The sequence below is a fragment of the Dysgonomonas gadei ATCC BAA-286 genome (genome assembly GCF_000213555.1).
GTDB lineage: Bacteria > Bacteroidota > Bacteroidia > Bacteroidales > Dysgonomonadaceae > Dysgonomonas > Dysgonomonas gadei.
This window is the reverse complement of the sequence record NZ_GL891979.1, coordinates 982,634-997,025: the sequence shown is the minus strand read 5'-3', so window position 1 is coordinate 997,025 and position 14,392 is coordinate 982,634. Positions and strand designations below refer to the sequence as shown.

Here is a 14,392-nt window from a genome sequence, read left to right as displayed (position 1 = left end):
TCTCTCTCTCTCTCTCTCTCTCTCTCTCTCTCTCTCTCTCTCTCTCTCTCTCTCTCTCTCTCTCTCTCTCTAACAAAATAAGGCTAATATCCAAATTTCCAGTAGAAAAAATGGTATTTCTTGTTGTGAAGAAATCATAGGAGAGCATTCTTAGCCACATGTTTTATATCGTTTATGTTATACGTTTTATTTATAATTAGTTATCAGAATTATAATAAAATCGCTCAAAATTAGCATATTTTTTTCATATACAAGGTAATTCATGCGATATTTTTATATCGATCTATCGATATTCAACTACTAACTGGCATTATTTACCTCCGAATATATTTTATTCTTCGCTTGAAGTAGTCTCAGTAATCTCGTTCAGGCTGTTGAGTATCGTTTCTTTCAGCTTTTCTTCGGGCAGGATGACATTGAAATGTCCCCAGAAATTCTTGTCGTACCGGTATTTTGTATCCGACAGTATTTTGTGAGGCGATAAGCGGTCTCTCCGGCTGAATCCTTTTACATTTTCGGTCTCTGTTTTGCAGTTCACCATCTCAAACCACAGATGGAGCGGGGCGCTGAACCATCGGTTCTTTTTCCTGACTTTGAATTTAAGGTCACCTCTCACATGGCTTACATAATATTTACCATCGTCGGCAGGGCGATACGAAACAATGTATTTCACTTCCTGTAAAGTCAGCTTTATATTCGGAGCCAACCGTTCTATATACCAGTTAGTAGCTTTATACACATACTTCGGATTTACTTCGAAACGCGCTTCTACCAATGCATAATTCTCCGTATCTATATATAGTTGCCCTTTGAATAGAGGTTCATCATTATAGGGTAGCTGCTCAAATGAAATAACATTGACCCGCTTGTTGTCGATCACGCTGATATCGGTGTGAGTATATTGGTATGGCGAGCCATTTTCGAAATTGAGGAAGTCCGGCGATTCTTTTATTATATCCAGTGTAAGACTTGAATAAACTCCCGATTTCATTTTGGTGAATAATGTATCTTCTGTTTGCCGGTTTACGATGCGGCGCATTTTTATCAATTTGGTCTGGTCGTTTCTGGCATTGCTTTTGCGGCCTGTTTTATATATCTGGATTACCGATTCGGTAAGGTCTATATTCTTATTCTTATATTCGGTTCCTTCGCGGTAAAAGGTAGTCATATACACAGGTTTGGACGAATAGTTCTTTTCTGCCTGCTCTTTCATTTTTTGCAGTACGTCTAATGGATTTACCACCCGAATTACGATTTCCTGCAATGAAATTATTTTAGGGTCGAGGGATATTCTTACATGCTGGTTTTCGAGTAAAGATGCTTCTATCTCCTGATTCTGATAACCCACATGTGAAAATTTCACTATAGAGTGTCGTAGCGAATCGGGTATTGTAAGTTGAAATTCGCCATTCTGATTGGTGATTGTTCCTATAGAGGTGTAATTAATGCTGGCCGAAGCATAAATGATTGGTTCGTCAGTTATACGGTCGTACAATATACCGCTTATTTTCAGATGCTTGTTTTCGATTGTGACTTTTAATTGTTCCGGATCTGTTGACTGTATCGCTTTTATTGGCTTTACCTCACTGTCTTTTCTCAACAGGATATGGTTGCCTACGATATTTATTCTTAGTTTGTCGTCTTCGGTAATAGCATAAATAGCTTGACGAACAGTATATTTGCCTTTCTTTACCTTTACTACCTTGTCGTTGTCTATTATCTGGCTGTCGTATATGAATAAATAGCCGGACTGATCCGATACCTGTTTCAGCAACTGGTATATAGTTCCTTTACTTTTCGACAGTTTTACTTCGCGGTTAAGCACGCCCCCGTCCTCTGCCTGTAATGCTGTTATTATGAACAGGAATAATAACAAGGCAGAAAAACGATGAAATGCATTTTCAACCGCTTTTTCCATATGCTTGGTATCAGATTAATTATATTTCGAAACGTCAATATTTTATATATTGCCAGAAATACGAAATACTATTTATAATTATTGGGAGCTGGCCCTTCTTCGTTATTCTCATGCTAGAAGTATGCTACATCCCGCTTCTTGCGCAATTCCTAATTTTTAATATCTTCTATAGTAATTACATTATCCGATTGTGTATACTTCAGGTTCAAAGCCAGACATATCAGTTCGGCCATTGTAGCCGGCGTATTGTCCGAGAATGTCACGGTGAGCAATCTGTCTCCGAGATGAGGAGAAACACTTAATTTGGTTGACTCCGAATTCATATTTATGATACGGATCACATCTGTCAGCCGTTCGTCCTTGAAGTGGATCTGTTTGAGATAACCGTCAAATTTCCCTTTGTCGGAGGATATTGTTTTTTGCAAGTTGTCAGAATCCAATAATACTGTTTCGCCCGCTTTTACATGAGTGCTTTGCCCACTTTGCTTCAAAGTCACTTTTACTTCCCCGTGTTTTACCGATAGAGAGAATGAATCTTTGTCTTTACTTACTACATTGAATGCAGTACCCAATACTTCTATCCGTGCGTTTTCGGTTTCGATGAAGAACGGGCGTTCGCGGTTCTTACTGATTTCGAAGAACGCGTCTCCCTGCATCGACACCCTTCTACGGTCTTTTTCGAAATGAACCGGATATTCGATAGATGTCTGTTGGTTGAGGTAAACGACAGATCCGTCTTCGAGTGTAGTGACCAGGGTAGGAGCATTTTCTTCGTTGTGCAGTGTATACATTTCCTGACTGCCTGTATTCATATTGTGGATAACCAGCGCGGAAATGATACAGATGCATGCCACGGCAGCAACTGCAACCCATTTCATTCCTGTAGAATTCAATATGCCCCGCTTTGGCTTGTTGTCCGCTGCAGGTAGTAATCCGTCTTCTTTGAAACGCTTATACAATGCGTTCCATCCATCGTCGGTCACTCTATCGTTTTTTACTTTTAAAGTCATATTATATGTGTATATTTTTCTATTTCTTGTCGCAGCAGCTGATATACTTTTGTCATCTCTGCCTCTATTGTTTTCACCGATACGGAAAGGATTTCGGCTATTTCTTTATATTTTTTGCCCTCCATGCGGTGCATCCTGAATATTTTCAGTCTGCGGTCCGGCAATTGCTTCAGGGTGCGGTTTATCACTTCTTCGAGTTCTTTATATTCGAGTTGCTGATGAGGTGTCGCGTCCTGTTCGTCTTTTTCTATCGATAATACTCTTTCCCTGTGCCGTTCCTGCACGGCGATGTGTTCAAGGTATTGCAGCGACTGGTTACGCACTGCTCCATAGAGATAATTCTTTACAGAGCGCAGGATTTGGATATTCTCCCTGTCTTTCCACCATACGTAGAATAGTTCCTGCACGATTTCTTCTGCTACATCTTTGCGGCCGGTTATGCTCAATCCGTACAGGCAAAGAGGGGCATAGTATTGGCGGAAGACTCCTTCGAAAGCCTTTATATCCCCCTCTTTTATCTTTTTCAGTACGAATAAGTCGTTAAGCATAATTATTTTATTCAGTTCAGTATTTCAAAGTTAAGCGGAAAATTAAGAATGAATAATTAAGAATGAATAATTAACAATTAAGAATGAGAAGTGTAATAAATAGATAAGCTATGGATTACAAGTCGCTTGCGACATTATTAACTCTTAATTATTCATTCTCAATTATTTTTTAATTCTGTTGTTTTCTCAACTTCGATACTGCGTTTTCCAATGATTCGGTAGGCTCTATAATATTATAATCTTCCCAGAAATTAGGATCGTAGAAATTCTGAACCTTATCCGATAACACCTGATTTTGTCCGAATGATTGTTTAAACGGGATTTTGTTTATCTTCCCGCTTTTGCGGTCGGTTACCACCATTTCGGATACAATGGTATAGCCGGTAGAGAACAGGCGGCGTTTCAGGTCACATTTAAACTTCACTTCGCTCCATACATAGTTCAGGTAGCTTTTGCCGTCTTGTTGCTTGTAAGTCACCAGAAACGATACTTCTTCGGGTTTGAAATGCATCTTGAAAGGCTTCTTTCTCAATATTGCCTGTGTGGCCTTATTCCTGTCGTCCATGCTGAGGCTGAATTCGGCACGGGAGAAAGTCAGGCTTTGCTTGTCTATATACAGTTTACCGTAATGCAGTGCGTATGGAAGTACGACTTGTGGGCTGAAACTAACCACATAATGAGGGCGTTCGTCTATCATAACCGATTCTTCCATATTGTATCTGTACATGCCCAGCGTATTTATGTCCAGAAACAGTTCCGGATTTTTTACCACGTCCATAAATGTAGAGAGATTTGGCCCTCCCTGAAACTTTACGATCAGTGTATCGTTTGGTTTCGGACTTATCAGTTTTCGTCCTTTGTAGACCTGCACTCTATCGCCTGCAATATCTTGCGTATAAGGTGTCTTGTATATATCGAGTATGGCTTCCGATATATTTATATAGTTGCGTCTCTTCCTTATCGTTTCGCGATAGAATCCTGTAAGCATATTTACTTCTGCACTGTTGTTGTCCCCGATTTTATGTATGGCTTCTTCTACCAGCTTTTGGGCGTCCACAGGCTGTACTATAACGTCTTTCAGCAGGTTTACGTTAGGGATGAGGTATATAGTTACTTCGTGTCCTATATCTTCCCGGTTGATAGGGAACTTCATGTTACGGTATCCAATGTGTGATATTTCCAGTGTTTTAGCTTCCAGCGCATTGTTGAGTTTGATAGAGAATACACCATCTGTATTGGTTATAGTACCGATATTGGTTCCCGGAACGGAAATACTGACGTATTCAAGTTTTTTGTTCGAGTTCTTATCCTTCACTACACCACTTATAGTAATATAGTTTGCCGACATATTCTGTGCCTGTAATGGAATACACGCAACGGATATGAGAACAGCAAGGATCAGTTGTGCGGTTTTTAAGTATATTGCTTTCATAACAGTATTGATTAAATGATGAATAATAACCGGTTTCTACTTATATGATTGGTTGGGTAAGAAAAACCCTAGAGAAAAATGGAAAAAAATGAAGAATTAGAAAATGTTTACATACTCCGGCTCATCAATCTGCGTCAGGAGAACATCTATACCCATTCTTTTACTGTTGTTTACCAACTGAAAAAAGGAGTTCACCCATTTATGGCCATCCGGTATCGGCTTTCTATATACTTTTGATTCATGTAAAATTAAAAAAAAGAAAATTATGAAAAAGATTATGATGTTGACGGCATTGTTATGCGCATCCTTTATGGCTTATTCCCAAACAAGCGAAGAACCGAAAGTTCCCTTTATAGAAGTTATTGGAAGCGCCGAAATGGAAGTTGAGCCCGACGAAATCAGATTGTCGGTAATAATCGGTAACTATGTAGGGGCTAAAAAAGTACGTGATAATATTTCTCTCGATGAGGCAGATCATAAATTGAGATCTATCCTTTCGGAAGTAGGCGTTAAGGATAATCAGATAATATTGAAAGATGCAGCCACTAATAATTATTGGGTATATTACTGGCAAACGCAGAAGCATATGGACGAAGCGCGGGTAGAAAAGAAATATGAAATCATACTTACCACTACCGGTCAGCTGGACAGATTACTAAATCTCATACCGGGGCCCAAAGAAGGCTTTATAAAAGTAAATATTGCAGAATTTAAAAATAAAGATATTACCGAATATCGCAAACAGGTGAAAATCCGCGCGATAAAGTCTGCTAAAGCCAAAGCGGAATACCTGTTAGAAAGTATAGGCAGTAAGGTCGGACGTCCGCTATATGTTTTAGAAATGGAAGAACAAAATGCAATGCAACCACAAAATGTAATGCAGCTGCAAAATCTGCAATTCAACGAATATTCCCTACAGCGAAATGCTCTAATGAATGGTGAATATGGCGATTACGATACCGATACTGCCCAAATGCAAAAAATCAAACTGGCATACAAGATCAAAGCCCGTTTCGAGATACTGTAAGTTTGTAGCTTATTAGGGCAAAAGGCTCTTGATTTTTTATAGAAAGTTTATCTATGTAATTAGAGCCGATAGCCCTTAGTTGTTAGCTTATGGTTCTTTGACGTGTTGATCGGCCCCTCCATTGACTACACTTCGTTCCGTCGAATGTTGTTTCTCCCCAAGGGGAGGCTACAGAGAGGGTAAAAAGTAATAGGTATAAAAAAGTGTTACATTTGTTACCTTTTGGGAAAGTTGTAGGGGCGGAATACTTTCCGCCCGCAGACATTTTTTATTTCGGGCGGAAGATATTTGGCTCCGCCGATTTTCAATTCATCCCTACAAAAACCACAAAACTGTTACCTTTGTTACCTTTTAACTATGTATTGCTAAGGGATGCAAAAATGACAAGAGGAAAACAATGAAAAAACTGTCAGATGTGTCAGGTTTTAACTAAACTTAGTTAATAAATATGAATATAGTAACGGTTTATACTTTGCACCTTAACGTCTCTGTGTGAGAATACTGTTAATTGAAACGTTACCAGTTTTCTTGCGTTAACCCTGGTCCTTATAATCATAAATTATTCTAATCTTTAAAAATCCTTACTTGTTGAAAACTGCCGACCGTTTTCCTTGAGAAGAGCTCCTATTTATTGTAACTTTACAGATTGTGAAAAAGCAGAAGATATATGAATAATTTTGTACACTTACATGTCCATTCCCAATATTCCATGTTGGATGGGCAGGCCAGCATACCCAATCTTGTAGATAAAGCTATTGCCGACGGAATGAAGGCGATAGCCCTTACCGACCATGGAGCCATGTTTGGGGTAAAAGAATTTTTTAATTATGTAAAAAAGAAGAACGGTAAATACGACAGTGCCATCAAGGAACTGAAAACTCAGATAAAAGACCTGGAAAAAGACCCGGAAGGGGGTAACGGGGAACAAATAGGTGAACTAAAAATAAAGATTCAACAGGAGGAAGCAAAAAAGTTTAAACCAATTATTGGTTGCGAATGTTATGTTGCCCGCCGTCATAGGACGCTGAAAGAAGGCAAGCCCGATATGAGCGGCTGGCATCTTGTGGTACTGGCAAAAAATCTGAAGGGATATAAAAATCTTATCAAGATGGTGTCTCATAGCTGGACAGAAGGCTATTACATGCGTCCACGTATAGACAAGGAACTACTCGAAAAATATCATGAAGGACTGATTGTCTCTACTGCTTGTTTGGGAGGTGAGATACCCAAAAAGATACAAGCAGGTGACGTGGAGGAAACAGAAAAAGCCTTGCAATGGTTTAAGAATCTTTTTGGTGCAGATTTTTATCTCGAACTACAGCGTCATAAGACCAACCGTCCTGACGCCAATATCGAGGCCTATCCTTTGCAGCAAAAGGTTAATACTGAACTGCTGAAACTGGGTGAGAAATTCGGTGTAAAAGTGATTGCCACCAACGATGTTCACTTTGTGGAGGAAGAGGATGCCGACGCGCACGACCGCCTTATTTGTCTGAGTACAGGTAAGGATTTCGACGATCCTAAGCGGATGCGTTATACCAAGCAGGAATGGTTGAAGACAACGGCGGAAATGAACCAGCTATTCTCCGACCATCCCGAAGTACTGGAAAATACATTGGAGATCGCCGACAAGGTACAATTCTACTCCATTGATTCCGATGCTTTGATGCCATTCTTTACTATCGATGCATCCTTCGGAACGGAAGAAGGATATAAGATAATGTACAGTGAGGAAGATCTTATGCTCGAATTCGGAGAGAAGGCATATAGGCGTCTCGGAGGATACGATAAGGTAATTCGTATCAAGCTGGAATCGGACTATCTGAAACACCTGACGATGATAGGGGCTGACAAACGATACGGTAAAGACAGGAATGCCGAAACCGTAGAACGGCTTGACTTTGAACTGGATGTAATGAAAACGATGGGATTTCCCGGTTATTTCCTTATTGTACAGGATTTTATTGCCGCTGCGCGTGAGATGGGTGTGGCTGTAGGCCCCGGACGTGGCTCTGCTGCCGGTTCGGCGGTGGCTTATTGTCTGGGAATAACAGATATAGACCCGATAAAATACGATTTACTGTTTGAGCGTTTTCTTAACCCCGACCGTATATCCATGCCTGATATTGATATCGACTTCGATGATGACGGACGTGGAAAGGTCTTGAAATGGGTAACGGAAAAATACGGGCAGGAGCGTGTGGCACATATTATTACCTATGGTACTATGGCTACCAAGTCGGCGATAAAAGACGTCGCCCGTGTGCAGAAGTTACCTTTGTCGGAGTCGAACAGGCTGGCAAAGTTTGTTCCCGACCGTATCCCCGATAAGAAAAAGGTGACGTTGCGCGATGCGATAGAATATGTTCCTGAACTGAAAGAGGCGGCGAACAGCCATGACCCCGTGATGCGCGATACGCTCAAATACGCCCAGATGCTCGAAGGTAATGTGCGTAATACCGGAGTGCATGCCTGCGGTATCATCATCGGACAGCAGGATATATCCGATATTGTTCCGGTGAGTACGGCAGAAGATAAGGAAACAGGCGAAAATATCCTCGTTACCCAGTATGAAGGTACGGTGATTGAGGAAACAGGACTTATCAAGATGGACTTCCTGGGACTAAAAACACTCTCTATCATCAAGGAGGCCATTGATAATATAAAACATACTACTGGTGAGACTATCAATATAGATACCATATCGCTTGAAGATCCTAAAACGTACGAGTTGTACAGTCTGGGAAAGACAACAGGGACATTCCAGTTTGAGTCTGCCGGTATGCAGAAATACCTGAAAGAGCTGCAACCGAGTAAATTTGAAGACCTGATAGCGATGAATGCGTTGTATCGTCCCGGCCCGATGGACTATATCCCTTCATTTATTGCACGTAAACACGGGCGGGAAGAGATATCCTACGATATCCCGATTATGGAGCGTTATCTGAACGATACTTATGGTATCACCGTATATCAGGAGCAGGTCATGCTCTTGTCGCGTTTGTTGGCCGACTTTACGCGTGGCCAGTCCGACGAGTTGCGTAAGGCAATGGGTAAGAAACTCATAGATAAGATGAACGCCCTGAAAGAAAAGTTTATTGCCGGTGGTACTAAAAACGGACACGATAAGAAAACACTGGATAAAATATGGGCTGACTGGGAAAAATTCGCGTCATATGCGTTCAATAAGTCCCATGCAACCTGTTACTCGTGGGTCGCTTACCAAACAGCGTGGCTGAAAGCCAACTATCCGTCGGAATATATGGCGGCGGTACTTTCGCGAAACTTGTCCAATATCACTGAAATCACGAAGTTCATGGATGAGTGTAAGGCCATGAGTATGAATGTACTTGGACCGGATGTGAATGAATCCTTCCTGAAGTTCTCGGTAAACAAGGAAGGTGATATACGTTTTGGACTAGCTGCCGTAAAGGGAGTAGGAGAGGGCGCTGTAATGAATATTATAGAAGAACGTGAAAAGAACGGCCCATTTAAAGATATATTCGATTTCGTAGAGCGTGTGAACCTAAGTTCTTGTAACCGTAAGAATATAGAATCCCTGGCTTTAGCAGGCGCTTTCGATAATTTTCAGGAAGTAAGCCGCGAGCAGTTTTTCGGAGTTAATGGTAAAGGTGAGCAGTTTATAGATATGCTTATCCGTTATGGGAATAAATACCAGCTGGATAAGAATACAGCGGCCAATTCACTATTTGGAGGAGATACATCATTTGATATAGCACATCCTGAAATACCTAAAGTAGAGAAATGGTCAGATCTGGAGCGCCTGAATAAAGAACGCGAATTGATAGGGATTTACCTTTCGGCGCATCCGCTCGATGATTATAAGATAGTGCTTAGCTATGTATGTAATGTGGGTATGTCGGAAATTGAAGATAAGGATGCATTGAAAAATAAAGAAGTGACTCTGGGGGGACTGGTGTCGGCTGTGAGGGAAGGGATTACCAAGAACGGAAAGCCGTTTATGATTATTCGCATCGAGGATTTCACGGGAAGCGGTGAACTGCCTTTGTTTGGCGACGATTATATCAACTTTGGAAAATACGGGCGCCCGGGATTATATGTATATATAAAAGGACGTGTACAACCACGGAAATTTGACCAGACCCAGTTTGAGTTTAAAATATTTTCAATACAACTGTTGCCGGATGTAAAAGACCGCCTGATAGAGAAGCTAACGATTACTTTACCGCTGCATGATATGAATACGCAGATGGTGGAAGAATTGTCTACTTTAACAAAAAACAATCCGGGTAATTCATTGTTATATTTTCAGGTAGTTGATGGTGAACGAAATATGAAAGTAGATTTGTTTTCAAGAAGTTTTAAAATAAATGTCAAACAGGAACTTATTGATTATCTGGTGGAAAACGAAAATATTGTATTTAAAGTAAATTGAAACCTTTCATATTCTAAATAGATTAATTACCTTTGCAAAACAAATAAAATAAATAGATATTATAAATATTATAAATAATTAGATAGATTAAAACTATGGCTTTAGAAATTACAGACGCAGGGTTTGAAGATGTATTGAAATCAGACAAACCTCTAGTGATAGATTTTTGGGCGGAGTGGTGTGGCCCTTGCCGCATGGTCGGTCCTATTGTGGAAGAATTGGCTGCAGAATATGCCGATAAAGTAACTATTGGTAAAGTAGATGTGGATAACAATGACGACATTACGTCTAAGTATGGTATCCGCAACATTCCTACAATCCTGTTCATCAAAAACGGTGAAGTAGTGGACAAACAAGTAGGTGCAGCTCAGAAAGCCGTATTGGTAGAGAAAATAGAGAATATGCTGAAATAAAGTTTCCCAATATTGATAAAAAGGCCTGTCAGATAGACAGGCTTTTTTGTTTAATATCACTCCATAGGATTAATCCATGTTGAACTAATCGTTTCACCTTCTGTTATAATATAATGAATGGTTTAAAGTAGTTCAGGGATGGAAGCATATATGATCCTTTTGTATATTAGTATAGCTATGTTTGTGGCCAGCATTGTGCTGTGGTATATTTCGGGCAGATATATAAAAGAACATAAACCAGTCTTATCCCGACGGATGGTTTATATAGGCGGATTTATGTTCTCTTTTTCTATTTTAGGAGCTTTGATAGCCTTGATAATCTGGTCGTCTAAATAGCCTCATTTTGATTATCTTATATACTGCACCTTACTCTCATCTCTAGGCTTGGCATCCGGCGATTCATTCTTATAGCCAACGGCAATGCCAAAAACAACTTCATGTGTATCAGGCATATTTATCTCTTTCAGAAAATCTTTCGAATCGGGGTCGTTTAAAATACCGGCCATATTTCCGATAGTACATGTCCCGATATTCATAGATTCGGCACTGAGGAGAATATTCTGTGCCAATAGTCCACAATCGACCGCGCTATAAGGATTACTCTTATCTTTGCCTACAATGATGAGGGTAGGCGCTCCATGAAACACGCTGAATCCCGGCTCTTGCGCGCGGGCTGCACTTCCTTGCAGGCTTTTTCCTTTGGCCTTTTCTACAAAGCTATTGTTGATTCGGCTCAATAAATCGGCGCTTTGTATAACTCTTATTTCCCACGATTGTTTGTTCAGTGCACTCGGTGCATTTATGGCGCATTTCACTATTGTATCCAGTTGCTCAGGTGTTATCTGCTCCGGTTTGTATGAACGGATGCTTCTACGGCTCATAATGGCTTCTACTACAGCATTTTCTTGTTCCATATCGCTCGTTTTTTCTTTTGTTGAATTGTTGCAGGAGAATAGCATCAGGGACGCTATTGCTGCGATAAACATTTTCTTCATATTCATTTACTATATGTTATTTTTACTATTTCTGTTGTCTTATCAGTTATTCTAAACCGCTCATCAGCGCGGTGCCCTACTATCCATACTATATCATCACCTGAACAAAGCAGCCATGTGGCTTCCTTGTCGAACAGGCTGAACTTATTGTCGGAAAAGTAATCGCTTACTTTCTTCTTCCCCTTCATACCGAAAGGCATAAACCAATCGCCCTGCTTCCACTTACGGAGGGTTAACGGATAAGTTAACTTATCAGCGTCAATGTATATTATATCGGGATTCTTTTCTATTGAAAAATCCCCGTTTACCGGAGCACGCTCTATTTTCAGATGTATGGGGCGTGATAAACTATTCTCATCTTCATGGATATTATACCGTTCTATTTTGAGGTTGTCCTTTTTCTTTAATATGAGATATCCTCTATCTTTCAGTAATTCATGCGTTTCCGAATAGAATATTTTACCCGACTGGCTTATCACGGATTCGAATATCCGCCGTACCGTAGCTGAATTGAACCCATACGGAGAAAGAAGCTCGAAAAGGATAGCTTCCGGCTCCAGATATTGAACCAGCATGGATATATTTATCTTATTATCTGCGAATATATTAGCTTTCACCTGAGCCATATACATATAGTATATGTTAGCCACCTGCGTCAGATGTTCGGCTGTCTTGTTTATCGACTCTTTTGCCGAAGGATTTATTGCTTCCAGCATAGGGATTACATTCAACCTTATCTTGTTCCGGGCATACATATCTTCATTGTTGGTGCTATCATCTACGAACGACATTCGCCTTTCTTTCAGATACTCTATTATTTCGTCGCGGCTCACACATAATAATGGCCGGATAACATATCCGTTCACAGGGGCAATACCGGTAAGTCCGCGAATACCTGTTCCCCTGACAAGATTGAGCAGAATGGTCTCTACAGAATCATCGCGATGGTGTGCTACAGCTATTTTGTCGGCCATATGAATGACTCTGAGTTGTTCAAACCAGTTGTAACGCAGTTCACGGGCAGCCATTTCTATCGACACGGAATTTATGGCGGCATAGGCTTCCGTATCGAAGTCGATACGCTCGTATTTCAGATTATACTTTTTACAAAGTTCTTCTACAAAGAATGCGTCCCTATTAGACTCCTCGCCTCGTAAGTGAAAATTACAATGAGCTACGACACATTCGAGGCCGAAGCTATGCAGGATATCCAGTAAAGCTATAGAATCCGCTCCTCCGCTGACGCCTACGATAATTTTCTCTCCTCCGGCAAGTAATCCGTTGGCAACGATATACTGTTCTACTCTTGAAATATCCATAATTTAAATTTTCAGGTACGAAAAGTAATATTTCTGCACTTTTTTAGACAACAGTTGTATATTCAGCATGTCCGATGCTTCGGATATATCCCTGATAGTCCCGTCATTGTACAGGATATCTATACTGTCATCAGCTTCATTATACATATTTGTATAAATAACATCGGACGAATAGAAGAAAGACGCTTCATATTCATCCACCCCGAGCTTTTCGGTATAAACCGCGATATGTTTCTGTATCTGATGCTCAGAAAGCGGTTCGTTGGTTATTTCTATCTTAAACAGGTTCCTGTTTATCAGAGCTGCACTAAGCGTGGACAATACTTTGTCTTTGTTCTCTGCCCATACCTTCAATGCGCACCAGATGTCGTTATCGTCCAGGCCTGCAAAATGTTTCAGCACCTCTTCACGCTTTCTTTCAAAGAAGATTTTGTTTACATCATTTTCTAAGAAATACAGGAATGCCGGAGAGGCAAACTGTTTTATCCCCTTATCGCTCAATTCCTTTGCACGTGTCAGTGTTTTAATCAGCATCTTCTCGGCTGCAACGGCCGTTTTATGAAGATATACCTGCCAGTACATCAGCCGGCGCGACATCAGGAAGTTTTCTATCGAGTAAATACCCTTAGCTTCGACTACAAGGCGGTCATTGCGAAGATCGAGCATCTTGATAATGCGGGCCGATCCTATATTTCCTTCGGTTACACCCGTAAAGAAACTGTCGCGGCGCAGGTAATCGAGACGGTCTACATCCAGTTGCCCGCTCACCAGTTGATGCAGGAATTTCTTCGGATATTCGTTCTTAAATATTGAAATACAAATATCAAGTTCGCCGTTCAGTTCTTCGTTCAGGTTTTCCATCAGCGCAAGGGAAAATTCCTCGTGATGGATACCGTTTGTCAGCGTATATTCCAGTACATGTGAAAAAGGTCCGTGTCCTACATCGTGCAACAGTATGCAGGCTAATGCTCCATTTGCTTCTTCAGCAGTTATTTCATGACCTTTTATTCTCAGGTTGTTTATGGCCTCGTCCATCAGGTACATAGCGCCGATGGAATGGTGTAAACGGGTGTGTTGCGCTCCCGGATACACAAATGAGGCCAACCCCAGTTGCTTGATACGATTGAGCCGCTGCAAAAAAGGGTGTTGTATAAGTCTGTAAAGAAAATTATTCGGAATAGTAATAAAACCGAATACGGGATCATTAATTATTTTCTTCTTATTACTCATCAGTAACAGTGTATTTTAATATTTTAGAGTTCAAAGATACAGAGAATTTAATTAATCGAGGTTTAACAGCAAGTTTCTCTGGG

General features: G+C 40.6%; 12 protein-coding genes. 5 read left to right on the top strand and 7 right to left on the bottom strand.

Going from position 1 to position 14,392, the window contains the following annotated elements; translation table 11 throughout:
* Positions 1 to 331: 331 nt before the first annotated feature.
* The 4 genes from HMPREF9455_RS03760 to HMPREF9455_RS03745 all read right to left on the bottom strand — a co-directional run bounded on the left by HMPREF9455_RS03760 (position 332) and on the right by HMPREF9455_RS03745 (position 4,908).
* Positions 332 to 1,918: a carboxypeptidase-like regulatory domain-containing protein gene (locus HMPREF9455_RS03760; RefSeq protein WP_006798273.1), complete on the bottom strand. Its 1,587-nt coding sequence runs from the start codon at positions 1,916 to 1,918 to the stop codon at positions 332 to 334.
* 149 nt (positions 1,919 to 2,067) lie between these two features.
* The gene (locus HMPREF9455_RS03755; protein ID WP_006798272.1) at positions 2,068 to 2,928 is read right to left on the bottom strand and encodes a FecR family protein; all 861 of its coding nucleotides are present in this window, start codon (positions 2,926 to 2,928) and stop codon (positions 2,068 to 2,070) included.
* The gene (locus tag HMPREF9455_RS03750) at positions 2,925 to 3,476 is read right to left on the bottom strand and encodes an RNA polymerase sigma-70 factor (protein WP_006798271.1); all 552 of its coding nucleotides are present in this window, start codon (positions 3,474 to 3,476) and stop codon (positions 2,925 to 2,927) included. Before HMPREF9455_RS03750 ends, HMPREF9455_RS03755 begins: the two co-directional genes overlap by 4 nt.
* Before the next feature lie 169 nt (positions 3,477 to 3,645).
* Positions 3,646 to 4,908 carry a carboxypeptidase-like regulatory domain-containing protein gene (locus HMPREF9455_RS03745; RefSeq protein WP_006798270.1) on the bottom strand — a complete coding sequence of 421 codons (1,263 nt, stop codon included), beginning with the start codon at positions 4,906 to 4,908 and terminating at the stop codon, positions 3,646 to 3,648.
* Positions 4,909 to 4,986: 78 nt separating this feature from the next.
* Between HMPREF9455_RS03745 and HMPREF9455_RS21305 the strand changes: the two genes are divergently transcribed.
* The 5 genes from HMPREF9455_RS21305 to HMPREF9455_RS03725 all read left to right on the top strand — a co-directional run bounded on the left by HMPREF9455_RS21305 (position 4,987) and on the right by HMPREF9455_RS03725 (position 11,101).
* Positions 4,987 to 5,145: a hypothetical protein gene (locus HMPREF9455_RS21305; RefSeq protein ID WP_006798269.1), complete on the top strand. Its 159-nt coding sequence runs from the start codon at positions 4,987 to 4,989 to the stop codon at positions 5,143 to 5,145.
* Between the two features lie 28 nt (positions 5,146 to 5,173).
* Positions 5,174 to 5,935, top strand: coding sequence for an SIMPL domain-containing protein (locus tag HMPREF9455_RS03740; RefSeq protein WP_006798268.1), 762 nt, complete (start codon positions 5,174 to 5,176; stop codon positions 5,933 to 5,935).
* Positions 5,936 to 6,602: 667 nt separating this feature from the next.
* Complete coding sequence (gene dnaE, locus HMPREF9455_RS03735) at positions 6,603 to 10,352, top strand: DNA polymerase III subunit alpha (protein WP_006798267.1); 3,750 nt, start codon at positions 6,603 to 6,605, stop codon at positions 10,350 to 10,352.
* Positions 10,353 to 10,447: 95 nt separating this feature from the next.
* On the top strand, positions 10,448 to 10,765 hold the full coding sequence (trxA, locus tag HMPREF9455_RS03730) for a thioredoxin (protein ID WP_006798266.1): 318 nt from the start codon (positions 10,448 to 10,450) through the stop codon (positions 10,763 to 10,765).
* Positions 10,766 to 10,903: 138 nt separating this feature from the next.
* Positions 10,904 to 11,101, top strand: coding sequence for a hypothetical protein (locus HMPREF9455_RS03725; RefSeq protein WP_006798265.1), 198 nt, complete (start codon positions 10,904 to 10,906; stop codon positions 11,099 to 11,101).
* Positions 11,102 to 11,112: 11 nt separating this feature from the next.
* Here the strand turns inward: HMPREF9455_RS03725 and HMPREF9455_RS03720 are convergent, their stop codons facing one another.
* The 3 genes from HMPREF9455_RS03720 to HMPREF9455_RS03710 are packed head-to-tail and all read right to left on the bottom strand — an operon-like array spanning position 11,113 to position 14,309.
* Entirely contained in the window at positions 11,113 to 11,766 is a 654-nt protein-coding gene (locus tag HMPREF9455_RS03720) for a nitroreductase family protein (RefSeq protein ID WP_006798264.1), read from the bottom strand.
* Positions 11,763 to 13,079 carry a tRNA lysidine(34) synthetase TilS gene (gene tilS, locus HMPREF9455_RS03715; RefSeq protein ID WP_006798263.1) on the bottom strand — a complete coding sequence of 439 codons (1,317 nt, stop codon included), beginning with the start codon at positions 13,077 to 13,079 and terminating at the stop codon, positions 11,763 to 11,765. Before tilS ends, HMPREF9455_RS03720 begins: the two co-directional genes overlap by 4 nt.
* A gap of 3 nt (positions 13,080 to 13,082) precedes the next feature.
* Positions 13,083 to 14,309, bottom strand: a complete 1,227-nt coding sequence (locus tag HMPREF9455_RS03710) for an HD domain-containing protein (protein ID WP_006798262.1) — start codon at positions 14,307 to 14,309, stop codon at positions 13,083 to 13,085.
* Positions 14,310 to 14,392: the final 83 nt, after the last annotated feature.

Coding starts and splice junctions, on each gene's coding strand:
- HMPREF9455_RS03760 (WP_006798273.1), bottom strand. CDS start 1,918: ATGGAAAAAGCGGTTGAAAATGCATTTCATCGTTTTTCTGCCTTGTTA.
- dnaE (WP_006798267.1), top strand. CDS start 6,603: ATGAATAATTTTGTACACTTACATGTCCATTCCCAATATTCCATGTTG.
- HMPREF9455_RS03710 (WP_006798262.1), bottom strand. CDS start 14,309: ATGAGTAATAAGAAGAAAATAATTAATGATCCCGTATTCGGTTTTATT.
- tilS (WP_006798263.1), bottom strand. CDS start 13,079: ATGGATATTTCAAGAGTAGAACAGTATATCGTTGCCAACGGATTACTT.
- HMPREF9455_RS03750 (WP_006798271.1), bottom strand. CDS start 3,476: ATGCTTAACGACTTATTCGTACTGAAAAAGATAAAAGAGGGGGATATA.
- HMPREF9455_RS03725 (WP_006798265.1), top strand. CDS start 10,904: ATGGAAGCATATATGATCCTTTTGTATATTAGTATAGCTATGTTTGTG.
- HMPREF9455_RS03755 (WP_006798272.1), bottom strand. CDS start 2,928: ATGACTTTAAAAGTAAAAAACGATAGAGTGACCGACGATGGATGGAAC.
- trxA (WP_006798266.1), top strand. CDS start 10,448: ATGGCTTTAGAAATTACAGACGCAGGGTTTGAAGATGTATTGAAATCA.
- HMPREF9455_RS21305 (WP_006798269.1), top strand. CDS start 4,987: ATGGAAAAAAATGAAGAATTAGAAAATGTTTACATACTCCGGCTCATC.
- HMPREF9455_RS03720 (WP_006798264.1), bottom strand. CDS start 11,766: ATGAATATGAAGAAAATGTTTATCGCAGCAATAGCGTCCCTGATGCTA.
- HMPREF9455_RS03740 (WP_006798268.1), top strand. CDS start 5,174: ATGAAAAAGATTATGATGTTGACGGCATTGTTATGCGCATCCTTTATG.
- HMPREF9455_RS03745 (WP_006798270.1), bottom strand. CDS start 4,908: ATGAAAGCAATATACTTAAAAACCGCACAACTGATCCTTGCTGTTCTC.